Here is a 25,089-nt window from a genome sequence, read left to right as displayed (position 1 = left end):
TTAGTTATTAACCTCTAAATTCTTGACATGACGTGATAAAAACTCTCGTGTACGAGGATTTTTTGGTGAGTAGAAAACTTCTTGAGGAGTTCCTGCTTCAATGATTTTCCCTTGTTCAAGAAAAAGCACTTTTGTTGCTACATTATAAACAAAGTCCATTTCATGACTGACAAGCACCATTGTTTGCTTATTTTGAGCTGCATTTAAAATTACTTCTTGAACTTCACCAACTAATTCAGGGTCAAGGGCAGATGTCGGTTCATCTAAAAGTAAAAGTTTCGGTTGCATCGCTAAAGCACGAGCGATTCCAACCCTTTGTTTTTGACCACCTGATAAAAATTTTGGATAGTAATCTTTCCGGTCAGTTAGACCAACCTTATCTAGTTCAGCTTCAGCAATCTCTTTTGCTTGCGTCTTAGACAATTTTTTAACCTGAATCAATCCTTCCATTACATTTTCAAGGGCAGTCCGACGTTCAAAAAGATTAAACTGTTGAAAAACCATTCCTGTCTTCCTGCGAAGCTCAAGTACTTCTTGCTTTGTGATTGTCGAATAATCAATCTTTAAATCATCAATTTCAATTTGACCACTATCTGGTCTTTCAAGATCATTTAAAGCACGGAGAAAGGTTGATTTCCCAGCACCAGAAGCTCCAATAAGGGCAATAACATCTCCTTCTTCAATTTCCAAGCTAATGTCGTTGAGAACTTGATTACCCGAAAATGTTTTACTTATATTTGTAATTTTAATCATTATCGTCCTCCTTAGGCTTGGTTAAATGGATTTTTGCTCAATGAAATTTGTGCACGATTTTTACGCTTATCATTTGGCATTCTTACGTCTAATTTACGCTCTAATCCACGAATTAAGAGTTCAAAAATAATACAAATTGGCCAGTAAACTAAAGCTAGGGCTAAATAAGTTTCAAATAAACGGAAGGTTGATCCCCCAATAATTTGAGCACGAGCTGTCATTTCTACCACACCAGCAACGAAGGCAAGTGAAGTTGATTTCAAAAGTCCAATCAGAGCGTTTCCTAAAGGAGCTGTTGCAACGGTTGCTGCTTCAGGTAAAGTCACACGCATAAAAACTTGAAAATTTGTCATTCCGAGTGATTTGGCTGCTTCGATTTGTCCTTTATCAACGGATTGAACTGCAGCACGAATTGTTTCCGAATTATAAGCCCCTTCGTTGAGTGCAAAAGCAACAATGACAAAAAGCATGGCTGGAATTGTATTGACATTAAAATTCGTTCCATAATTCATATTGATTGCTTTTAAAATCAACGGAATCCCTGTATATGAAAGGTATAATTGCACCAAAATAGGGGTTCCACGAATAAAACTAACAAACAAAGCCCGCAATTGATTCAAAATTGGAATTTTATTAATGCGAACCAGAGCAAGAATGAGTCCTAAAAGCAAACCAAAGACCATGGCAATTATTGTCATTTCAAGAGATGATGGAATCATTTTTATAATTGGTAAAAAAGCATCTATAAATGCTGACCAACTAAAAATCTTTGTGAAAAACATGGCCCAAAAGTCATGAAAATTATACTGACCCTTTATCAGGAGAAAGGGAAGCGCTGGCAAGATAATTATAGCCAAAAGTAAGACAATTCCAAGAATTATTTTTTTATTTTTTTTCATATTTTTTATTTTTTCTAATAGGGAAAACTCTGTCAGTAAAAAAGTGACAGAGTTTTTTCAGATTTATTAAACTTATCATTTAGTATTTTTACTTTTACTTATAAGTTCGATTTTTTACCTGACCATCACTTCTACTATTATACAAAATTTTGGTCTTTTTTTCTTCTATTTTTTACGAAGTGAACTGTCAGTAAGCTTTGATTTGCCAGAAGACAAATATTTTACCGACAGCTCTTTGATATTAGGCTAAATTTCTTGTCAGTAAAATCTACTTAAACATTTCTGCTTTTGGCACAAAATCTCCACCAAGATATTTCTTGGAAATTTTCGCCAAACTACCATCAGCCTGCATTTTCGCCAAAACTCCATTCACATCTTTTTGAAGTTTTTTACCTTGCGAATCTTTGCCAAAGAGGAAATATTCATAACCGTCATGTTGAGCATCACCAGTATCCATACTGATATCTTCAATTTTTAGATTGTCAAAACCTTGCTCTTTAACTGCAGACTCTAAAGAAATCTTATCATAAAGCATGAAATCAATTTTTCCTGATTCTACTTGCGTGAATCTTGTATTAATTGAAGTAGAATCTGCTGAGTAGCTAATTTTAATTTCTTTATCTGGATTGGCTTTGTTCCAATCTTGAATTGACTTTGTATAATTTGATGCTGGATTACCAATTGTCGATTTCCCAGCCAAATCTGCCAAAGTTTTATAAGTCCCAGATTTCACAAGAACTGCATTGTTTGATTTTGAAAGTGGTGATGAGAAATAATATTTTTCAGCTCTGCTTTTTTCCCAACCAAAATCATTAGCTCCCATTTGATAACGACCAGAATCAATCCCTGGTGCAATACCAGAAAAGTCTGTCACTTGAAATTTCACTTTATATTGTGGCAATTTCTTGAAAACAGCGCGAGCCACCTCAATATCGTAACCCGTTAAATTTCCTTGACTGTCTGAATAAGTAAATGGCTTTGTTGCCCCATCTGTCGCAATCACAACAGATGTTGCTTTATCTGATGAATCTTTTGAACCTGATGAGCATGCAACCAAAGTTCCAGCAGCGATAAGTGAAAGAGCGGCAAATGTGACCTTTAGTGATGTTCTCATAAAAGTTCCCCTTTAAAAATTTGATAGACCTATCTTAACACGAACTTAACTACTTTGCCATAAAAAAAACTTATAGCCAGATTTAGCTATAAGAATAACAAAAAAATAGCAATAAATGCTATTTCCTTCTATTATATTTAATACTCTAATGCAAAATCAGCCGACATATCAGTAACTGAGCTGATTTTAACTGACTCACCAGGTTGTGGTGCATGAATCACTTGACCGTTTCCAAGATAAATTCCCACATGGTCTCCACCATAAAAGATAATCAAATCTCCAACTTTGGCTTGGTCAAGTCCGATTTGTTTTCCACTTGCAATTTGGTCCCAAGTTGTACGACCAATTTCTTTACCTAAAGCTTCTCTATAGACGTAACTTGTAAATCCTGAACAATCAAAGCCAGCTGGTGTCGTTCCACCCCAAACGTAGGGAACACCTATATATTTTTTGGCTGTACTGACAAGTTTGTCAGCTCGTGACTGAACTTCTTTAGCCGCACTTTGTGTTTTTTCTACTTTTGAAACAGCACTAACAGTATCATTCATTGTTTTTGTCAAAACATCAAGTGAATTCGTTGCTGCCGACAAATCTGTCAGTGAACTTTGTGCCTTATTATCATCAAATACTGAATCTGCTTTTGCAGGATTCGCAATCAGGGCAGCACTAAAGCTTGTAAGAAGTGCTGCAGAAATAATTATTTTTTTCAACATTGTTAGCAAGTATAACACAAAAAAACCGCCTGACAAGCGGTTTTACAAGCTTTTAATTTTTTGTAAATTTGTTACCGAAAAATTTTACATTTAATCTTTATGTAACAAAATCACTTAAACTCATTTCTAAAATAATCCTGAGATTTTTCCATCATCAGTAACATCCATTTTTAAAGCTGCTGGATTTTTAGGAAGCCCTGGCATTGTCATCACATCTCCCAAAAGAGCAACGATAAATCCAGCTCCAATTTTTGGAAGTAGCTCGCGAACTGTAACTTCAAAGCCTTTTGGTGCTGCTAAAAGATTTGGTTGGTCTGAAAATGAATATTGAGTTTTAGCCATGCATACTGGCAAATCATTCCAACCATTTTCTTCAATTTCTCTCATCTGACGCTTAGCTTTTGGTGAATAATTGACTTTGGAACCGCCATAAATTTCTGTCACAACTTTGTCAATTTTAGCCGATAATGGCTCTTTTAGGTCATAAAGATAGCTAAAATCAGATTTTTCTTGTAACATTCCTGACAGTTTTTCGGCCAAATCTAAACCACCTTCACCACCTTTAGCAAAGACTTGGGTCAATGAAACTGGAACACCCAATGCTTCTGTTAGCTCTTTTAATGCTGAAATTTCAGATTTAGTATCCGATGCAAACTCATTAATTGCCACAATCACTGGAAGACCGTAACTCTGCATATTTTTAATATGACGTTCTAAATTAGCAAAGCCTTTTTTAAGGGCCTCTACGTTTTCCTTGGTCAATTCTTTTTTATCAAGGCCACCATGCATTTTAAGCGCACGAAGTGTAGCCACAATTACTACCGCATCTGGTTGTTTCCCGAGCTGACGAGTTTTGATATCCAAAAATTTCTCACCACCAAGATCTGCTCCAAACCCAGCTTCTGTAATGACAATATCAGATAATTTTAAGGCTGTTTTTGTTGCCAAAACAGAATTACAACCATGCGCAATATTGGCAAAAGGCCCACCGTGAATCAAAGCTGGCGTTCCCTCAATTGTCTGAACAAGGTTTGGTTTCATTGCGTCTTTCAAGAGCATTGCAATAGCCCCTTGACCCCCTAAATCACCAAGGGTTACAGGCTTCCGATCATAAGAATGAGCTAGAACGATTTTTCCTAAACGTTCTTTCAAATCGCTGATTGAAGTCGCCAAACATAAAACCGCCATAATTTCACTGGCTACTGTAATATCAAAACCATCTTCACGGGGTACACCATTTAAGGGGCCGCCAAGTCCAACAGTAACATGACGAAGGGCACGGTCATTCAAATCAACAACACGTTTCCAAATGATTCTTCTTGGGTCAATATTTAACGGATTTCCTTGATGAAGCGAATTATCAAGAAATGCCGAAATAGCATTATTGGCAGTTGTAATCGCATGAATATCACCTGTAAAATGAAGATTAATATCTTCCATTGGCAATACCTGTGCAAAACCACCACCAGCAGCTCCACCCTTAATTCCCATAACAGGCCCTAAAGAAGGTTCACGTAAGGCCACCATTACATTTTTACCTTGTCTTGCAAATGCATCAGCCAAACCAACAGTAACTGTCGATTTTCCTTCTCCAGCAGGTGTGGGATTGATTGATGTCACCAAAACAAGTTTTCCTTCAGACTGTTGGTCAAACTTATCTAAAACCTCTAAAGGAATTTTAGCTTTATATTTACCATAAAGTTCGATATCATCAAATGATAGTCCAATCTTTTCAGCAATTTTGGTAATAGGTTGAATGTCAGCAGCTTGAGCAATTTCAATATCCGTTTTCATAATTCTCCTCTAAAGGCTTCTCATATTTGAGTTTAATTATATTAATTTTAATATTATTCTAACAAAAAATGAAGGAATTTTCCCTTAACAGTATTTCTTTTGGCAGGCGTAACTAAAAATTGTTCGGAAATAAAAAACTAGCTCTCGCCAGTCTTTAAATTTTTTCAATTTTAACAGCTGTTCCATAAGCAGCGACTGAATCAATATTTTGGAAAGTCGATGAATCAAAACGCATGGCAACAATTGCATTTGCTCCTTTGGCTTTTGCTTCCTCTCTCATACGATCAATCGAAGTTTCACGGGTTTCATGTTGAAGTTTTGTATAACCATTTATTTCGCCACCCACAACTGTTTTCATTTGTTGACCGGCACTTGAAAACAAATTTCTTGAACGCGTTGTTAATCCGAAAACTTCACCGTAGACTTCGGTAATTCGATAACCAGCCACTTCATTTGTAGTTACAATAAGTATTTCTTCCATCTTATCCCTCTTTTCATAAAACATAATTTTAAAATAATTATAGCATGACTTAAAAAATAGTCAACAATTTTTATTTACTACTTTTAGTTTTGGTAAAGAACCTCAAATTCTTCGCAAAGAACTTCCATATCAGGACTATATACTTTTAAATCACTCCAAAAGTCTTGATGAACTTTCCGCCAGTAGTCTAAACTTTGATCCCCTTCTCCTTCTTTAAAAGCATGCTCAGCGCTGACATCAAAAAAATTTCGCACATAAACTTTAGAAGTTGTAATTGCAGCTCTTGGTTGACCTTTTCCATCTAGTAAAATATCAAATTTTCCATCAACTGAAGGTAATGGTTCATCTTCACCATACTCAGCTACAGCACTTGCCGTCGCACTTTTCTTTCCCTCTAAGACCAAATCTAAAAGTTTGTCAGCCAATTCTGGCTCAGTTATTGGACCATCAACTTCATTACAAAATGCCCAAGCCCACCTAAAATTTTCTCTTGCCAATCCTGCTTCTTTAATAAAATCTTCGTAAGTCATCTTTTCTCCTTTGTTTGAGGGAAAGCTTAATTCCCACCTTATTCCATAATATCAAATTTTTTTAAGTACAGAGGATTAAATGAATTTTTATAAATAAAAAAGTCCTGTCATTAAGACAGAACTTTAACTAATTATTCGGAAATCAAAGTTTCCAAACCAACTTTCATCATATCTGTGAAAGTCAATTGACGCTCTTCAGAAGTTGTTGATTCTCCAGTCAAAATATGGTCAGAAATTGTCATAATTCCCAAAGTTTGAACTTTATATTTTGCCCCAAGATAATAAAGGCCAGCAGCTTCCATTTCAACAGCCTTCACACCAAGTTTTCCAACTTTAACTGCATCTGGTCCACCGTAGAACAAATCAGAGCTGAGAATATTTCCAACGTGTGTCGTAATTCCAAGGTCTTTTGCAATATGATATGCTTTATCAAGCAAATCAAAATCAGCAATTTGTGGGAAATCAAAATCAGGGAAATCATTACGGATAATCGCTGAAGTTGTTGCAGCTGCTTGCCCAATGACAAGGTCGCGAATATGAACATCTTCATTCACAGAACCAGCAGTCCCAACACGAATTAATCTTTTTACACCGTATTCTGTAATTAATTCATTAGCATAGATAGAAATTGAAGGAATTCCCATTCCTGTTCCCATTACAGAAACACGATGACCCTTGTAAGTTCCAGTAAAGCCGAGCATTCCGCGAACTTGGTTAAATTGCACAGCATCTTCAAGGAAGTTTTCTGCGATAAATTTTGCGCGAAGTGGATCTCCTGGTAAGAGAATTTTATCTGCGATTTCGCCTTTTTGAGCTTCGATATGTGGTGTTGGCATTTTTAATTTCCTTTTCTTTTAATATAATTATCAAATTTACTGACAGAGTTTCTATCAGTAAGTTAAGAACTTAATTTTTCCAGCGTTTCAAACCTTTGAGTTGCATTGGATAAAGCTTTTTGAAAAGCCATTTTTGCATTTTGGGCATTGGATTATTATCTAAACCTTTTCGCCCAATTTCAACCATTTCATCAAAAGTAAGTTCAGGTTGGACAAAACGTCCTTGCATATAGCAATAGATACAATAGTCTGTTGAAAATTCCCCATTTGCTTCAGTTCCCTTATAAGAATCATCAGCAATTGGCATTCCACAAGATTGACAAAATGCTTTCTTAGCCATAAATAAATATTTCTTTCTAAAGTCTGTCAGTAAAATTTACTGACAGAAATTTTCCCTATTAAACCAAAGCATCCAAGAATGATTCTCCAGTTTGAGCCTTCTTAACAGAGAAGTTTTCAGCAACAGTTGCTGAAATATCAGCAAAATGTCCTACTGGCAAAACTTTAGGTTCTTTCAATGATTTAGAGAAAATCACGAGCGGAATATATTCACGAGTATGGTCAGTCCCTACGTATGAAGGGTCATTTCCGTGGTCAGCAGTAATCATCAACAAATCATCTTCTTTCATTGCATCAATGATTTCTGGCAAACGACCATCAAAGTCTTCAATTGCTTTTCCGTAACCTTCAACATCGCGACGATGTCCATATTTAGCATCGAAGTCAACTAAGTTTGTGAAAGAAAATCCTTCGGTAAACTCAGCTTTAGTCATGGCTTTAAGCAGACGGTCAACCCCGTCCATATCGTTATGATTATGCCCCATATCATATTTCACACCTACTGTGTTGAAAATATCTGAAATTTTCCCAACTGAATAAGTATCAATTCCAGCCTTATAAAGTTTTTCCAAAACTGTTTCAGCAAATGGTGACAAAGCGTAGTCACGACGTCCATCAGTCCGTTCAAAGTTTCCAGCTTCTCCAACATAAGGACGAGCGATGATTCGGCCAATCATGATTCCAGATCCTTCAAGGGTAATTGAACGAACATATTCACAAATTTTATAAAGTTCTTCACGAGAAATGACATCTTCATGTGCCGCAATTTGCAAAACAGGGTCTGCTGAAGTATAAATAATCAACTCACCGGTTTCCAATTGGCGAGGGCCAAAATCTTCGATAACTGCTGTACCAGAATAAGGTTTATTTGCTTCACGAATGATTTTACGGCCAGAAAATTCTTCAATTTTTTCAAGTAAATCCTCTGGGTAACCTTCTGGATAAGTTGGGAATGGCGTTTGAATATTCAAGCCCATAATTTCCCAGTGACCAGTCATTGTATCCTTACCTTTTGAAATTTCTTCTAGTTTAGTGACATATGCTGCTGGTTTATCAGCTTTTGGAACCGTTTTGAGCGGACTTTCACGCGGGATATTTCCCCAACCCAATTTTTGAAGGTTTGGCACATCAAGCCCACGAATTTCTGAAATATGACCAATCGTGTCTGAGTTCACATCATTAATTGCTTCATGCGTTTCAACGTCATGATTAAAGAATTTGTCAGCATCTGGTGCAGCACCAATTCCGACAGAGTCCATTACAACAAGATGAATACGACCAAATTTTTTAGGCATTATATCTCTCCATTTCTGCTGCTATATCAATAGCAAAACTAACTAATTCTATTATACATAAACTCTTCCAAAAAGGGCAGTCAAAGCTGTTAAAAAAATACAATTTTCTTTCTAAAATCTGCTTTTTATGAGAAATAATTGTCCTAAAAAAATCATTAGAAATTTTATCTAATGATTTTTTATTCTTTTATTTTAAACTTTCTTGAAATTGTATTTTCGCCAAATCAAGATTAGCTTGTGAAATTGTCGTCACTCCTGACTGTCCCTCCACTTTGTCACTATGGATATTGATTTTACTAATCCTTGTAGCCCCATGATAATTTACTAATAAAGCTTTGAAATTTCCAAAACTAAAACTCATTCTAAAAACTTTAGGAAAAGTAGCCAAAATTTGAGAAAAATGTCCGATAATAACTTGCGGATTTTTAAGTTTCGTCATTGTCGCCATCACAAGTTCTTGTTGTCTTGCAAGGAGTTTTTTACTATCTGACTCATTTAGTAAAGTAAGATAAGCCTTTACCTCTGTTGAATTATTTAAAGTAATTGTCCCTTGAGGAAAATTGTAATCTTGAGCGTTAAAAGCAGCTGGATTTTGAAGTGAAATGCCCCCGATTGCCTCAACCATTTTACCAATTTGGTCAAAATCGATTTTCACAAACTTATTCGTTTTGACCTGAAAAATCTCTTCGATTTCTTGAATGACTCCTGCTGAACCACCAGAATTATAAAGAGTCTCTAAAGATTGATGATTGGGAAGTAATGCGCTTGTTGAAATATTGATAACTGTTGTTTGTTGCAAGCGAGGGTTAGTTGCTGCCATATCCGCCGAGACCAAAACTTCTTTTCCATTGATTTCACTTACTCCAAGGACAACTGTGGTAAAGGAATCTTTTCTTTTTAGTGAAACACTCGTCATTTCGGTTGGTGGACTAATATAAGCTTTATTTATCGCTGACTTTAAATCAAAATAAACTTTACCACCAACTGCCCCTAAAAGTACTATCAATACAAAAAGCGCAATGAGGAAAATTCGGAAAATTTTTCTTTTTTTCTTTTTATGCCCTCTTTTAAATGGTTCATCATAAGACGTTTCTGATTTTGTCATCTTTTTCTCCTTATCCAATCACTAAAAGCTTCTCATAATCGATTCAATCAAATCTAAGACTCGTTCAGTTGATTTTCCGTCATTAAACTTATACATTTTGTCAGTAAATTTTTTTCGTTTCGGATGATCACTTTCTTCATTTTTACTGACAAATTTGATTGCCTCAACCAACTCTTGTTCATTTTTAGTAACAGAGCTCGGAAACTCCTCTTCATAGTCAAAAGTAAAACCAGGTTTATGCGAATAATTAATCAAATCAGGGCTATAAGCAATAATTGGCTTATCAAAAACCATCCAATCAATTGCAATCGCCGAGTAATCCGTCACCAAAATATCTGTAACGCAAAACAGTGATGAAATCAACTCATCCTGAATAAATAAAACTCGTTCATTATTTTCATATTTTGAATCTGAAATCAATGGATGACTTTTATAAATAATTAAGTAATCTTCCCCGAGCTTTTGATGAACTTTTTCCAAATCAATCAAAGCTTCTCGAAAATGCGTACTAATTCTTCCTCTAAAAGTTGGAGCATAAGTTATAACCTTTTTATTTTTTAGAATTGGATATTTTTCTAAAAGTCTTTGTTTCGTTTTCTCTACAAAAATTGGATCAAAAATTTTATCATTATTAGGAATTCCAGTCACCATGACCTGCGACTCCGAAAGATTAAAAGCACGCGCAAAAATTGGTTTTAAAAAATTTGAATTGACTATTGTATAATCATAATTTTTAACCTTATAATCTCGCTCCACATCATTCCCAAATTTTTTCAAAGCCCCTGTTGCATGCCAAAGTTGCAAGACCTTAACCCTATGACGATGCGGAAATTTGGAAACTACAAAATTATTGTAGTCAATAATCACTAAATGTGAACTTTGAATTAAAAATAATTGACGAATACAAGTATAGCCATACTTGATGTTTCCCCAGAAAGAAGAATCAAATTTAAATAGAACTGTTCGTAATTCATATTTCTTTTTCCCAGCCAACCGATTATAAATCAACTTAAAATCCTTTGATAAATTATCGTGTTCTAACGAAATGAAAGTAATTCGTTTCCTCCTAACCCCAGGAATCAAGGAAAAGGGATAAAAAATACTGAGAATAATTGTTAAAATAATTGATTTAGTTTTCATTAAAAATCCTCTTAACAACTTTAGAACAAGCTTTCCCGTCATTCCATAAGTTAAATTTTTGATTAAACTTTCTCAAACGTTCATAATCAAAATCTTCATTATTAATTTTCACTAATAAATCATCTTCTTTTGTAATGACATCATTAGGTAAGTCATTTGGAATATTTAAATAAAATCCTCTTAACTTTTGCTCATAGTATTCAAAATCATACATATAAAAATAGATTGGTCGATTTAAATTGGCATAATCAAAAAACACAGAAGAATAATCAGTAATTAAACTATCACTCATCAAATAAGCATCATTAATATCCGAATTTGCCTCCATCAAATAAACAAAATCAGTCAAATCATTCGGAACCTGATAAACATTAGAAATTAAGTAATGAGGTTTAAATAATATTATTGTATTCTGACCTAAAATTTTCTTCCATTTATGAAAATCAACAATTAATTCGAATTTATATCCCTTCACATCAAAAGAATTATCTCGCCAAGTTGGCGCATATAAAATAATTTTCTTATCCAATGGTAAACTATAAGCCTTTTTTAATTTTAAAATTTCTTCAGGATTAAAATTTACCAAATAATCCACTCGAGGATAACCCATTTCTAATATTTGTTCTTGCTTTATCTTAAAAGCACTCGCAAAAGCATGACTAGAAAATTCACTTGGCGAAATTAAATAATCCCAATGTCGAGAATCATCATCATAACTTTTAAGCATTTGTTGATGGGATAAATGACTCCGATAATAAGTCTTACCATTATCAAAAAGATCGTGTCCCAAACGCTTTAATGGCGTTCCGTGCCAAGTTTGTAAATAAATTTGTTCTCTCCTTTTATAATAATAAGGAGCCATTTTGGAATTAAAGACCCAATATTTTGCTTTTGAAAGATAATAATAATAAGCGAAAGAATTAAACTTAACAACTCTAACTCCTTCAATTTTTTGTTTACTCTTAAAAGCCCAAATAAATTGAAAATCAGCAAAAGCTTCATCCTCTACCAAATATTCGAAAAGATAGCGTGGATTATCCGAATAAGCTTTTCCATTAAAGGATGAAAAAATAATTAGCTTATCATCGCCTTTTACAATTTTAGCTAAAAGAAAAAGTAAAACAGAAAGTGTCATTCTAAATAATATTAATCTAACTTTCAATACTAAACTAACCATTTCTCCTCCTTTCCTTTTCACATCATTTGCTTTCGAATAATTACAATTAATTCTTTCATAGATAGATTTGTTGAGAATGACCCTGAGATTTCTTCAATCATTTTTGGGAATTTCTTTAAATCTTTCTCTTTACTGACTATTTTCAAAAATTGATTAAGTTCAGTATCCATTGAACTACCAAGTAGTTTAAGACAATTAAGATAAGCAGTTTTTGAAATTATGACTAGATTTGCTTCTTTCGGTAAAGCTGTAAATTTAATAAATTTATTCTTATCAAATTTAAAAATATCATCATCTATTTTCAGAAATAAATCTACACTATTTTTTGATTTAGCATAATCAAGTTTTGGTTTTTTCATTATTTTTTCAAATTTCTGGAATATTTTAAGTAGATTTAGCGGGCTGAATAAAAAACCAAGCTTAGAAAAAATGAGAGTTATATCATTCATTAAGTTTATACTAATGTTCACTTTCCTTTTCTTTTGAGAAGCTTATATCATCGCTTGAATAAAGTTTACCAATCTCCCGCTTAATATTTGAAGAGGAAACTTTCCCACGTGGAAAATACATAATTTTTAAATTAGGGAATTCTTCTTTAAGAAAATCAAATTTTCCTTTCCAATCATCTCCCATAGCAAAAATATCAACATCGAACATATCAATATAAAGACTTTTATCATTCCAAGACTGCTCTGGTACAACCAAATCCACATAACGAATGGATTCTAAAACATATTTTCTCGTATCATAGTCTTGAAAAGCTTTCTTTCCCTTGTCAGCATTAAATTCATCCGTTGACAACATCACAATTAACTTACTTCCAAGATTTTTAGCATTTCTTAGCATATCAACATGACTCTCATGTAGGATATCAAACGTTCCAGCAACTAAAACTACTTTTTCTTTATCCATTTAAAGTTCTCTTTTTTTAAATTTACTTTTTCAGTGTTAATGACAAATTTCGATATCGAAAATGTCCCGCTCCAACCATGTGTGGGCCTAACTCTAAATATCTTCCTTTACAATTTAATTCAATTTTTATATGCTTCCACTTCCCTGAACTAAGATTTTCTAACTTTGAAGAATAAATCTTAACTTCTTGAATCTCTCTACTCACCTTATTATCATAAGTCCAAACATAGAAAAAGGCATCATTCAAATGAAGACTAAATAAATTTTCAACCCAAACTTCCATCGAAATTTCTAATTTCTGAGCTCTTTGATCACTATTTGAAATCTGAAGGGGAGAACTATGAAGGATAGTAAATCCCTCCATACTTGTTCTTTCGATTTCTAATATGCCATTTTCTGCAAAATATTCATTAGAGTCATCACGCCAATACTTCTTTCCCTCACTAAAACTTGCGTTTCTGATTAGATTATACTTGAGAGAAGCTTCCGAAATCTCAGCTTCCTCTTTCCTTAGGTATTGAGAAATTTCTGTTGAATTATGATTGATTATTGGGATTCCTTTTTTTTGCGCATATTCATTAAACCTCTCCCATACTTGGCTCATATTACTCTTAAAACCTAATTCTTTGAAAAATTCAACCGTATTAATCAAAATGACTGTATTTGGTAAATATTTTTTCACAAATTCAATAAAGAGGTTAAAAGCCTTACACCAAAGAGAAGAATAATTGATAAATTCTTGAACCGAATGATTGGAATTCAAAACCCTTTTTACTTTAATATTAGAAAAAGAATAAACTTCTGCCATATTTTCAAAGGAATTTGTCAAGAAGCTTTGATCTTGCGTCTCCACTACTCCATGAAAAACATCACTATAAAAATCTAATAATAAAAGGTCTGGCTGCGCAACAATTAGACTGCTTAAAGTTTCCTTGTCCAATTCATTCAATATTTGTTCAGCTTTTTCGAAACTTATTCCCTTGTCTAATTGATTAAAATTGTAATCAACTGCTTTTGCCATAAGTGAAATAAGTGAAATATTTTTTCGATAAAGTACAACTTCAAAATTAGATTTACTTTTATCAAAAAGTTCTTTTGATAAGTCTGACCCAATAATCGCCACTCGGTTTTTCATGCTCTACCCCTCTCTAACTCAATTCATTTATTTTTCTTAAATATATTTTCCAATGATTTTTTAGTTTCACTATTTATCGGCTCTCTTATGAGTTTAGAAAATACCTCTACAAAATTTGAAAAAGTAAATGAGCTATACCTTGTTTCTAAGAATTTGGGATGCTTTTTTGCAAATAAGGCAACTAACCTTGTCCATTCCTCGATATATTCAAAGACCGACTCTTTCAAATTAAGTAAACTATCCCAAGGAAGTTTAACACCGTCATCTTTCAGATATTCTTCCCATTGCACCGTTGGAAGCAACAAATAACAAGAAAGAAAGTGAGTATGGGGAAGAAAATTCATAGATACATCCACCCAAACAGAGTTTGCTCGTCTAGCCTGATTCATCCAGAATTGAATAGCAAAACCTTCTGAGAAACGATTCAATACTGTGATTTTAACATGATCATGGCTAAATAAAATAAGATGCCCAGCTGTACCATAGACACAAGCAACTTCTTTTGCTCCCGCCATAATTGCCACTTGCTCTCTAATTGAATACTTTTCTGGTGAGATGATTTCATAGCCTTGAGAACGATAAAAAGCTTCAAAATAATCCTCATTTACCGTGATTCCATCAGAAAAATTCTTAGGTAGCGCTGTCCTTGTTAAATAGACCTTGTCAAAAGTCTTTGGTTCAACACTATCACGGATTGCATCATAAATTTTCATCGCCTTATCTTTGAAACCATCATAAGCAATCGTCGATTGTTCTGGGATTATAACTTCACTAAAACTCGTTGGTTCCTTAATTAAAATGATTTGTTCTTTTTTCAAACCTAACATAATTAAAAAATCAAGATATTTAATTTCATCATTTGGAGCAATAAAAGCATATTTAGTACTGGAATCAGGATTTTCTAAAAACCACCACAATCTTCCAAGCGACTCTGTAAGAAAATGTCCAAAATGTGGATGAGCCACTCCGCAGTAGACCACTCTTTCTTCTATGACTTTTAATTCATCTGATATGTGGTAACTCTTATCCACTTGACCTGTTTCATCAGATTTGCGTCTAGTTCTAATGTGCCCGGCAATAAAATTACCTGAATTATCCATTACCCCGCCTGACCAAGCAGAAAAATTAGAATCTGACTTCACCGGTAAAATTATACCATTCGATAGAACTTGAACTTTTGTTTCATCTTGGATAAACCAATCATGAGTACTTCTTCCCGCCCAACTTTCATAATTGTCAGCAAAAACCTTACAGCTTGTTAATTTATAACTCATCTTATCTCCTTATTTCGAAGTTTTAGATAATCTTATTCTTATTAGGTATGGGAAGACTCATAATTTCCTCATACACTCGCTCGGAATTTTTTTTATCTGTATATTTAAAGAAATTATCAACTCTTTTGATATATTTTTCTTCCATTAGACAATTATTATCAATATAATTTTGAACTTTATTAATAACCGATTCCATAGTGACACAAACCTCACCAAAACCATCTTTTTCATATGAGAAATATTCTGGATCTTCCTCATCTTCCTCTATTATAGAATGATAGTAAATAATAGGTTTTTTCAAATATGCAAAATCCACAACAGCTGAGGAATAATCAGTAATTAGAATTGCTGATTTTTCATAAATTTCATTATAAGAAAGCTCTGTACTTACAATTTCTATTTCTTCTGGAACATCAAAATCTTCTATTTGCACAAAGAACTTTGGATGAGCTTTAAAAATAAAGCGAAAATTATTTTTTCGAAGTAATTCAAGTAACTTTTCATCATTTAAAAATTCATTGATTGACCTAAAGAAATCAGACTCCTTAAAGTACTTATCATAAGACCCGTCATCCTTAGAATATTGAATTCGCCAAGTAGGTAAAAAAGTTATTATATTTTCTGCGTTATTCTTCAACAGGTCAAATCTTGGTAATCCTGTCAGCCGAACTTGTTCTTGCTTAAATCCAGTGTCATCCGAGCGCATCAATTCATACTCTTTTTCTGTAGAAGTGACCATAAAGTTAAAGTTTTTACTTGAGTTATTTAAATACCAATCTGAAAATGAAGTTTTTCTGATAATTCCATGTTGCAAAAAAACTTCTTGAGCATTTGAAAGCGCCTGAACAATTAATTTAAATTCATATTTAGGAATATTAGTGTCAATATTTACCCATTCCCAAAAAGTTGTTGATGAAATCACTTTTTCAGCAAACATTAGTAAAAATTTATATTCAAACGAACCATAAATGACGATATTAGGACTTACTCCTTCAAAGCTTTGATAATAAGTTTCATCAGGAATAATCATAAATTTTTCAATACCATCTTCTCTATTTGCGCAATATCTAAATAAAGCTTCTGCATTATCCCCGATTGTTGTTGGACGATCTATAAAAAGCCAAATTCTTTTGCTTCGATAACTTTCAAAATAATCAACATAACGTTCAAATAAAAAATCATCTTTATAGTTTTTCTTTCGACTAAGGACGGTACTGTTCAAACTATATTTGGTCAATTTTTCAACTACAAGCGCGTGACTAGACCATGATTTTTTAATGATAGCTTCTTCTCCAATAAAGAAATCATTCTTCCAATAAAACCTTGAGTTCCAACCATGTACTAAATGAGCAGCAGCATACTTATCTTGATATTTAAAATAAAACTCAATACTTTGAAGCTCCTGATTAAGCATCCCAGCCAAATTAATATTAAATTCAAAAACAACAGCTGGAAATATTTCCCGCCCTAAATAATATTTCAAGTCATCATGTTTAGATTTATTGAGAGCTCCTTCAATGAATTCTCCTCTATATTTAGCAACTAATTTCACTTCATCCATCGTCGGTCGAACATAAAATCCTCTAATTTTAAGTTGCTTTTCTCTTTGATTTATCCAATTAATTTGCGCATTCCCATCAAGATTTTCAATCACTTCATTAGCAATCTGAAAACGTGGTTCTATCTCATTAACAACATTTCTCAAATGTATCTGCCCATATTTTAAAGACTTAAAATAAATTTGATACCAATAAGGAATATATTTTTGTTCAAGCAAATCATCATCAATATGTTGCAAAATATATTTAACATTTTCTAAGGCTTCATTTAAATCAAAATTATTTTGATTATTACTTGGTTCATTTGATTTAAACCAGTGTAAATCATATAAGCGACTGACTTGATTTTCTCTAGGAACTTGCCCTAATTTCTGCACAAATTCTTCAAATTCTTGCTTATAGTAAGAAATTCGATTATAAAAATCAAAATTATTCTCTGCATTATCAATAGTACTTGATTCATCTAATCTTTTACGAAGATAGTAATAAAGATTTTCATTATACCAGCCTACAATGTGTTTTTTATTAATGATTTTCAAAATAAAATCAGCATCTTCAGAGATTGTCATTTCCTCATTAAAGCGATCCACTTCCAAAGCTTGAGAGACAAATAATCCAGAATTAACGTGTGAAAAGAAGGCAAAAGACTTGCTCATATCAAGAATCCCACTTTTCCCTCTATCCACAGCTCTGTAAGAATAGTGAAGTCCTTCTTGTTTTTCAAATGTACGAATTGGAATAAATACCGCATCAGGAATAACTTGTTTATCCAGTATTTCGGATTCTTCATCCATTTTTCCATACTGTTTAAAGAAATTGATTAAAGTTTCCAAGTGGTTTGAATCATATTTATCATCTCCATCAATGAAACAAGTATAAGGTGCTGAAAAATTTTCAAAACAAAAATCTAGACCCGCATTTCGTGCAGCAGATACTCCCTGATTTTCTTGATTAATAACAACGATGCTTGGATACAAAAATCGTAAACTCTCTATCACTTCTTGCGAGTTATCTGTGCTTCCATCATTTATAATCACTAAATTGATATTGTCAAAACCAATCGTTTGGTGAGTAATGCTATCAACAGCATCCACTAAATATCGTCCAACATTGTAAACTGGAATAATGCAATTGACTAATTTTTTATTCATTGTTTTCCTTCTATCATTTATAACCTTAAAATTATTTATCTTCACAAAATATTTTAATAGACCGTATAACTATTGAATTATTTCTAGCAACTGCTTCCGCGTTTAACCCTAAAAATTCAAAAGAAAAGTCTGCAGTAAATTCGGTCTTCCATACAACTTCCCCATTATTATCTTTTCTTTTTAAATCAATATGTTTAAATTTATTTTCTGAATGAATAAATAATCCATTTTCTAATGATAATGTAGATTCATCAGTTATTATTTCGATAGTATATTTTTTATCGATAATCATTCTTGACTTAATCATGAAATTCAACCAAATGTTATCATTATCTGCCATCTTTAAATTCCTAATAACTTCTATTCCATAATCTTTAAAATGTATTGTGAAATACGGCGAAGTCCAAGGTAACAGAACATCCCAATCATCAACATTCAATAAAATAAGACTTTTTTCGATATTTATATCTTCTTCATAAAGGAATTGATTAATTAAAGAAAGTTGTAAAGGTACAGTCTTCCCAATAAGTGCTGCATGACTTGTAAATGGGTCCACCACATGAGGGATATTTAAGTTCAAATTTAAGAGATTTATTTTTGAAAGATTTAATTGTTTCACAAATGGGTAAGTAATAAACGCAGTATCTGAACAGAGAATTTTTATTTTTTCGGGACCTAAAATTGTTTCTTCTAAAAGCCTATTAATTTTCGGAGCGAAATTATAATCAACAAGATCAAACATATGTTGAACATCTTTTACCTCTACCCATGCTCTTCGATCGATAACTGGATCAATTGCGACTACTTTATAGTTACCTAACAAACCGTGGTAAAGAGCCCCTGTACCACCTCTTGAATTTCCATACATCACTATATTTCTAGATGAAATATTATATTTATAAGCAGTATTTTGAATCAGTTCTTGAATGCTAGTTTCATAATTTGGAAAATTAATCGTATTTTGGTAATAAGATCCTGAAATTAAGTTGCTATCCGCAATTCTTAAAATATAAGTGTTTTTAGCAATAGAGCTTGCTAATGATTTCCACGGTGAATTACTAAACATCCGAAGTTTAGCTTGCGTTGAAATCATTCGATCTGCAGGCATAAAAAATACAATCAATTTATTGGAAAGATATTGTTCATTTTCTATGGGAATTTCAATGTTATAATGAATATTTTTGTACTTCTCCATTCCCAGATTAATTTCAGTATTTTTTTGAATCGTATATTTATGATCACGGTAACCAACAATTGACTTATTATTTAAAGCTAAATTTTTTAGGAACTCATAATATTCCCAATCCTCCAAAAAAGTATCCATTGACTTCAAATCTTTTTTAGCATCCACTTCAAAGTATTCAGTCATTTATTTCCTCTTCCTAAAAAATTATGATATGCCGCCTGTTTAATCCATTCATTCTCTAATGTTTTATAAGCCTCATCAAGGTATTCCCTTTCAACTCTGCTCAAAAACTTTACACTCTCGAATTCATTAGCAAAACTTGGTGAAGTTCCTGCTTGAACAAATGATATTTTTCGGCATATTGTGATTGCCGTATTTTTTGTAATTTTAAATTCGATATTATCGTCTGGTATAAGATTAATGCCTCTAAAAAAAGGATAGAAATCATAAAATAGTTTTTTGCTTACTCGAGTCGTTAATAAACTGTATCGATTATTTTTTAGCCCTATCTCAATGCCAAAAGCATAATCCTTATCTTTTCTAAGGTTTGACAATTCACTAAATTTAGCATTAATTTCACCTTCTTTTTCCTTAATTTTAGAAACAGATTCAACGGCATAAATTTTATTATCTGTTGATGAATTGAGCTCAGTAATAAAAGGAATGATTTTTCCCTCTGTCTTCCATGACTCATTTGGCCACTCAAGACTCACTTTAATAGTTAGACTTGAAAACCCAGTACTGATGTCAGTAAGTTCAACATTAATTGGAAGTCTTCTATCAAAAGTATCCAAAATAATTTGTGGAACTATTTTAAAACCGATATTTCCAAAATCATTAATATAAATCACTTTATGTAGATCCCCCTGTGAACCGATACCTAAATCATAATAGCGAAGTGCCCTTGGATGTTCCTCATAATTTCTTTGATAAAAACGCCATACAACCCCCTCTATTTTTGCAATTAGATAATAACGAATAAATGGTTCTATTTCATTATCATTGATAAAAATTGTGATTACTTTCCCTGAAATTTCAAAGCTATTTTCTGCAATCTTAAAAGAAGGAGTCAGTGAATTTTTTGACCAAAACAAGTCATCTATTTTCACAATATTTTCTAATTCAATTTGGAGTTTTGATTCAGATATTTTGAATTCTTTAACATATAAAATATCAAAAATTTTTTTCATGACTCCTCCTTCTTTGACGAATCGCTTGTAATATCGTCATTTTTTTAATTTCTATATCACCCATATTCTCTGAGAAAGCCACAAATTCTGGATTCTCTGTAATATAAGTACCATCATTGGTCAAAAATCTCACTCTAAAGTTTTTATTAAAAACAAGAGATTTTACCATTATCTTAGTCCCTTTTAGATAATGTTTTTTCTTATTTCGTTTTTCAAATACAGCTTCAATATAGGAATAGATATTTTTTAATGCAATAATCTCGACAGGTTCTTCAACAAAAATCAATGCTTCTTTATCAAAAATAAGTTGACCTGCAGATGTGGTCAGAATCATTTTTCTTTCATCGGTAAACCAAATGTGAGTTACTGTAATAAGACACCCTTTTTTGAGAAATTGCTGACGTTCATTTTTAGTGTTATAAAAAAGCATTGCTTTTTTAAGCTTATAAATTCCTGCTTTAAGAGCAAATTCTTTCATTGATATTTTTGGAGTTTCGGGAAATAAAATTATTGAATTTTGATAATTTTCTTCCGAAATGATCTCTCCATCTGGTAAGCTATATTCATAGACTCCTTCAGTATTTAAAACTGATTGAATTTGAATAAACTGTCCCAGATACTTTTCTGGCAGAGCTTTAAAAGCTAATACGAACTGATGATTAGAAAATGGCTTGTATAAATTGACAACGCCAAGCTTCTCTGACAGCAAAGCCCCGTCAGTACAGTATGCTTGTAATTTATCGATTGCCACTAAATATTCAATTTGGCTTTTCAATATTATATAAAGTCTGTGTATTCCAGCTGACAAGCCTTTAAATTCTTCAGGTGTAATCTGCAATTCATAAGTTACCCCTGATAGATGGATCACTTTTTTGCGGAAAACCTGATTAAGATTGTCGTCATTTCGTAATTCAACATAATTTATAGATTCAGGAACATAATAATCAAATCTCAAATATATTCCTGTTTCATCAGTAATTATTTCTCTACCTTTTACAAGTGGCTGATTGATCCATGGTAAGTCCTTCTCCTCAGAAATAAAATAGTATAAATTACCAACTTTTTTAAGAGATTTATCAATTGAAGGAAGCGTGTGCCAACCCACAAATCTTAAAAGTTTCTCATCATTCTTTGTTTTTAAATATTCCCAAATATAACGATAAACATCTAAACAAAAATATAGATTGGGATCAAAATCTAAATCTGATAAATAAAAATCAATTAATTTTCGTAATTTTTGAATAGAGTTCACATTAAGTCCAAAATTGGTATCCCAACGAAGTGTAAAATCAACTAATATCCACTCTAAACGTCTCGTAATAAATCGTTGAATATCCTCGACATCGTTATATGTTTCTATCAAATAAGATAGGGTGCGAAGCCATGAAATTAAAAAATTTTCATTAATGTTCCTACTGAGCGACAAATTATCGTCATCTCGATTAACATATGTCGTAATTTCTGGAACTTGAGATATTTTTTTGGAAAAGAGGAGAGCTTGATAGAAAAAATTTACATCATCTGCTACACGTTGGTCAATAAAATGTAAGTTATGCTCTTTAATCAAAGAATGTCGAATCATGTTTCCTTGAGGTCCAAGCCAGTTATAAAAATCATAAGGCAGTTCAGAAATTGGCAAATTTTCACTTTTTTGAGCATTATAAGCCCTTGTCATTAATTCTAACTGCCCGTTTTTGCTACGTACAACTCCTCCAAATACCATATCATCTCCAGATTTCTCTAAAGATTGATAAAAAATTTGAAGTCCCTTTTGATCAAACCAATCATCTGCGTCTAAAATAACCAGATACTCACCTTTTGCATAAAGTAGACCTACATTACGTGGACCATGAGCCCCTCCTGTATTTTCATCAAGAATATACAGCTCAATATTTGGATATTTTTTCATGAATGGTCGAACTTTATCAACTGAATCATCTGTTGATCGATCATCTACAAAAAGAATTTGTAAATTTTCAATCCCTATAGATTGATTAACTAATGAGTTCATCATTCTTTCAAGATATGGAGAATTATTATAGTTGGCTATAATAACTGATATTTTAGGCCGATTCCCAATTCTCTCAGATTTTTCCACAGTGACACTAGGTAATTTTTCTTTCCATGAATAATCATTTAAATCAAAGTTATAAATTTTAAACTCTTCCTTTAATTTTTCTTCCACTTTTTCTCCTTTCTCTGAATAATTAAATGACATTAGTCTTTTCATTAGTTACTTTAGAAATTTCAACAATATGATCATGATAGATATTTGAAATAACGTGTAATCCATAATTTTCTGATAAGTTTTCTAGTTCTTTTTTAGCAAATTTTACAATGAATTTATTATCCTTTTTTATGACTTCTTGTGCTTTTATAGATTTAAATGGGTCATTCACCGCATGAAATTCAAAGTTATTGATTTCTTCATTAGTCAAAACTTCTATCTCAAAAACACTAAAATTGTTTTCAATATACATTTTATAAGCAGAAGCTCTTACATTTATGGGTACTTTAGGTAATAGATTTCCAGGAAATACAAAATAATAAAGATTATTTATTTTTTTCTTTATTTTTAAACTTTCCCGATGTGAATGCCAATTTACAAACAAATAAAGATGTAAAAAATGTCTTTGTCGCAAATCAGACCAAGCGATTTTCCGTGCTTCCTCCTTAAAATACTTTTGAGGCTTAAATGTTAGGTCTCCCAAATATTTATCTAGAGAATTTTTGAAATCTTTCAACCTTTCAATCCCAAATTTATAACCTATATTTCTTCGTAATGCAAAATCAAGAACTAGCCAATCTAAGCGACGAGCTAAAAATCTCTCTTTTGAAAGATCATTAGGAAATTTTTGTTTAACAAATGCTAAAGCTCTTAACCATGAAATCATAAAATCTTTATTGATAGTTTTACTTAGACTATCGTTTTCAGAAATTCGATTAAGATAAGTTGTTTTTTGGGGAAGTTGTGAAATTTTATTTGATATTCTCAAGCATTGATAGAAAAACAAGACATCATCAGCTACCCGCTGATTGACGAAATGAAGTTGATTTTCTACTACTAAACTTGTAAGTACCATAATTCCTTGTGGTCCTAGAAATTCATAAAATTCGTAGGGTAAATCCTGAATATCTCGATTGATCTGTTTACCTTCTACATAATAAGCAATACTTTTCTCCGAAACATGATAATCATTAACCTGAACAATTCCCCCAACTACCATCTTATCTTGAGACTCATCCAATAAATCTGACATTGATTTTAAGGCATCCAATTCATACCAATCATCAGCATCTAAAATAACCAAATATTTTCCACGTGCCTTTAAAATCCCTAAATTTCTTGGGGTATGAGCTCCGCCTGTATTTGTGTCAAATTGGTAAAATTCAATATTAGGATACTTAGTCAGATACACTTCTATAACTTCCTTAGACTTATCCGTCGAACAATCATCTACAAAAATAATCTGAAGTTCTTCAATTCCAATTGTCTGATTTACTAACGCGTTCATCATCTTTTCTAGATAAGGTTCATTATTATAATTCGCGATGACAACTGAAACTTTAACCTCTTTAAATATAGTGTCAGATTTTAAAACTTTGTAGCTGGGAATTTCTTCTTTCCATTTTTGATTGTCTAAATAATTATAGGTTTCAAATTCTTTTTGTAATTTATTTTTATCCATTATTCTGCTCTTTCAGACATAATCCATAAACTGATTACGAAGTTTCATATGTAAATGTGCTGCAACAATTAATACTCCTAAAGTAAAGCACCAAAAGACTAAAGCATGGTTTTTCCCAAAACCAGCCACGATTGAAAATGGCATCTCGAAAGCCTTCCATTACATAGATAAAAGGGTCCAATCGTAATCCTTGTCTAAGAGGTAAAGGCAGTGCTTCCATTAAAGTTAAGTCAAGAGCTGCCCCCGAAACGTAAAGTAAGAATCTAAAAATATAATTGATAATATGTAAAAAATCCCTAAATACAACTACAATTGTAGAAAATAATAAAGCTAAAGCCATTACAAGTAAACAAAGCGCTAAAAAATAATAAAATAATTGAAGATACTCAAGACTCGGGTAATATCCGTGCTTTATTGCAAGGAGAATCCCTAGTAAAGTCATCCAAATTAGGATATTAAATCTTTTAAACATCTCTATGGTTGGTAAAACACTGATTGGAAATTTGACTTGGGTAAATAAAGAAAGTTGCGATTGGACTGATGCAGCACCAGATTGGATAGAAATACTATAAAAAAACCAATTTCCTAGACCAACAAACATCCAAGGGGCTGGTGGAATCCCACCAGAAATTTTTCTCTTAAACATAATAATAAACACAAAATAATAGATGCACAATTGTACAATAGGATCAAGATATTGCCAAGTTGCTCCTAAAAACTTCCCTAACTGAGTACTTTTTGTCTGATACCTAGATACATTATAGATTAACGACATATTACTCATCTGTTCTTTTAAATACTGGTATAAATCTTTCAT

Annotated in this window: 23 protein-coding genes; all 23 read right to left on the bottom strand. The window is 32.5% G+C overall.

What is annotated here, in order from left to right:
• Entirely contained in the window at positions 1 to 753 is a 753-nt protein-coding gene (locus tag QJV49_RS12500) for an amino acid ABC transporter ATP-binding protein (protein ID WP_225512180.1), read from the bottom strand.
• Between the two features lie 11 nt (positions 754 to 764).
• Positions 765 to 1,652, bottom strand: coding sequence for an amino acid ABC transporter permease (locus QJV49_RS12495; RefSeq protein ID WP_225512181.1), 888 nt, complete (start codon positions 1,650 to 1,652; stop codon positions 765 to 767).
• 268 nt (positions 1,653 to 1,920) lie between these two features.
• Positions 1,921 to 2,766 (bottom strand): amino acid ABC transporter substrate-binding protein, encoded by an 846-nt coding sequence (locus QJV49_RS12490; RefSeq protein WP_225512182.1) that lies wholly within the window; start codon positions 2,764 to 2,766, stop codon positions 1,921 to 1,923.
• A gap of 137 nt (positions 2,767 to 2,903) precedes the next feature.
• Positions 2,904 to 3,479 carry a C40 family peptidase gene (locus QJV49_RS12485; RefSeq protein ID WP_241892500.1) on the bottom strand — a complete coding sequence of 192 codons (576 nt, stop codon included), beginning with the start codon at positions 3,477 to 3,479 and terminating at the stop codon, positions 2,904 to 2,906.
• A 126-nt stretch (positions 3,480 to 3,605) separates the two neighbouring features.
• Entirely contained in the window at positions 3,606 to 5,273 is a 1,668-nt protein-coding gene (locus QJV49_RS12480) for a formate--tetrahydrofolate ligase (protein ID WP_225512184.1), read from the bottom strand.
• A gap of 154 nt (positions 5,274 to 5,427) precedes the next feature.
• Positions 5,428 to 5,754: a heavy metal-binding domain-containing protein gene (locus QJV49_RS12475; RefSeq protein WP_010905638.1), complete on the bottom strand. Its 327-nt coding sequence runs from the start codon at positions 5,752 to 5,754 to the stop codon at positions 5,428 to 5,430.
• 83 nt (positions 5,755 to 5,837) lie between these two features.
• Entirely contained in the window at positions 5,838 to 6,284 is a 447-nt protein-coding gene (locus QJV49_RS12470) for an ASCH domain-containing protein (RefSeq protein WP_225512185.1), read from the bottom strand.
• A gap of 131 nt (positions 6,285 to 6,415) precedes the next feature.
• A complete protein-coding gene (gene deoD, locus QJV49_RS12465) occupies positions 6,416 to 7,120 on the bottom strand; it encodes a purine-nucleoside phosphorylase (RefSeq protein ID WP_004255010.1) in 705 nt (234 codons plus the stop codon).
• A gap of 70 nt (positions 7,121 to 7,190) precedes the next feature.
• Positions 7,191 to 7,460 carry a zinc ribbon domain-containing protein gene (locus QJV49_RS12460; protein WP_225512186.1) on the bottom strand — a complete coding sequence of 90 codons (270 nt, stop codon included), beginning with the start codon at positions 7,458 to 7,460 and terminating at the stop codon, positions 7,191 to 7,193.
• A 58-nt stretch (positions 7,461 to 7,518) separates the two neighbouring features.
• Positions 7,519 to 8,754 carry a phosphopentomutase gene (locus QJV49_RS12455; RefSeq protein ID WP_225512187.1) on the bottom strand — a complete coding sequence of 412 codons (1,236 nt, stop codon included), beginning with the start codon at positions 8,752 to 8,754 and terminating at the stop codon, positions 7,519 to 7,521.
• 187 nt (positions 8,755 to 8,941) lie between these two features.
• Complete coding sequence (locus tag QJV49_RS12450) at positions 8,942 to 9,859, bottom strand: LCP family protein (RefSeq protein WP_225512188.1); 918 nt, start codon at positions 9,857 to 9,859, stop codon at positions 8,942 to 8,944.
• A 21-nt stretch (positions 9,860 to 9,880) separates the two neighbouring features.
• Positions 9,881 to 10,999 (bottom strand): CDP-glycerol glycerophosphotransferase family protein, encoded by a 1,119-nt coding sequence (locus tag QJV49_RS12445; protein WP_225512189.1) that lies wholly within the window; start codon positions 10,997 to 10,999, stop codon positions 9,881 to 9,883.
• Positions 10,989 to 12,176 (bottom strand): CDP-glycerol glycerophosphotransferase family protein, encoded by a 1,188-nt coding sequence (locus QJV49_RS12440; RefSeq protein ID WP_225512190.1) that lies wholly within the window; start codon positions 12,174 to 12,176, stop codon positions 10,989 to 10,991. Before QJV49_RS12440 ends, QJV49_RS12445 begins: the two co-directional genes overlap by 11 nt.
• A 17-nt stretch (positions 12,177 to 12,193) precedes the next feature.
• A complete protein-coding gene (locus QJV49_RS12435) occupies positions 12,194 to 12,535 on the bottom strand; it encodes a hypothetical protein (protein ID WP_225512191.1) in 342 nt (113 codons plus the stop codon).
• 100 nt (positions 12,536 to 12,635) lie between these two features.
• Positions 12,636 to 13,088, bottom strand: coding sequence for a glycerol-3-phosphate cytidylyltransferase (tagD, locus tag QJV49_RS12430; protein ID WP_225512192.1), 453 nt, complete (start codon positions 13,086 to 13,088; stop codon positions 12,636 to 12,638).
• 22 nt (positions 13,089 to 13,110) lie between these two features.
• A complete protein-coding gene (locus QJV49_RS12425; protein WP_225512193.1) occupies positions 13,111 to 14,223 on the bottom strand; it encodes a DUF6270 domain-containing protein in 1,113 nt (370 codons plus the stop codon).
• Positions 14,224 to 14,246: 23 nt separating this feature from the next.
• Entirely contained in the window at positions 14,247 to 15,497 is a 1,251-nt protein-coding gene (locus QJV49_RS12420; protein WP_225512194.1) for a DUF563 domain-containing protein, read from the bottom strand.
• 22 nt (positions 15,498 to 15,519) lie between these two features.
• Complete coding sequence (locus QJV49_RS12415) at positions 15,520 to 18,207, bottom strand: CDP-glycerol glycerophosphotransferase family protein (RefSeq protein WP_225512195.1); 2,688 nt, start codon at positions 18,205 to 18,207, stop codon at positions 15,520 to 15,522.
• A 31-nt stretch (positions 18,208 to 18,238) separates the two neighbouring features.
• Entirely contained in the window at positions 18,239 to 19,576 is a 1,338-nt protein-coding gene (locus QJV49_RS12410) for an XcbB/CpsF family capsular polysaccharide biosynthesis protein (RefSeq protein WP_225512196.1), read from the bottom strand.
• Positions 19,573 to 20,583 carry a hypothetical protein gene (locus tag QJV49_RS12405; protein WP_225512197.1) on the bottom strand — a complete coding sequence of 337 codons (1,011 nt, stop codon included), beginning with the start codon at positions 20,581 to 20,583 and terminating at the stop codon, positions 19,573 to 19,575. Before QJV49_RS12405 ends, QJV49_RS12410 begins: the two co-directional genes overlap by 4 nt.
• Positions 20,567 to 22,768, bottom strand: coding sequence for a glycosyltransferase family 2 protein (locus QJV49_RS12400; protein WP_225512198.1), 2,202 nt, complete (start codon positions 22,766 to 22,768; stop codon positions 20,567 to 20,569). The genes QJV49_RS12405 and QJV49_RS12400 overlap by 17 nt, the downstream gene beginning before the upstream one ends.
• Positions 22,769 to 22,790: 22 nt before the next feature.
• Entirely contained in the window at positions 22,791 to 24,272 is a 1,482-nt protein-coding gene (locus tag QJV49_RS12395) for a glycosyltransferase family A protein (protein WP_225512199.1), read from the bottom strand.
• Between the two features lie 34 nt (positions 24,273 to 24,306).
• Entirely contained in the window at positions 24,307 to 25,089 is a 783-nt protein-coding gene (locus QJV49_RS12390) for an ABC transporter permease (protein ID WP_225512200.1), read from the bottom strand.

It is taken from the genome of Lactococcus sp. NH2-7C (assembly GCF_029953655.1).
Lineage (GTDB): Bacteria > Bacillota > Bacilli > Lactobacillales > Streptococcaceae > Lactococcus > Lactococcus lactis.
The sequence above is the reverse complement of the archived record's forward strand: the minus strand, read 5'-3'. Positions and strand labels throughout refer to the sequence as shown.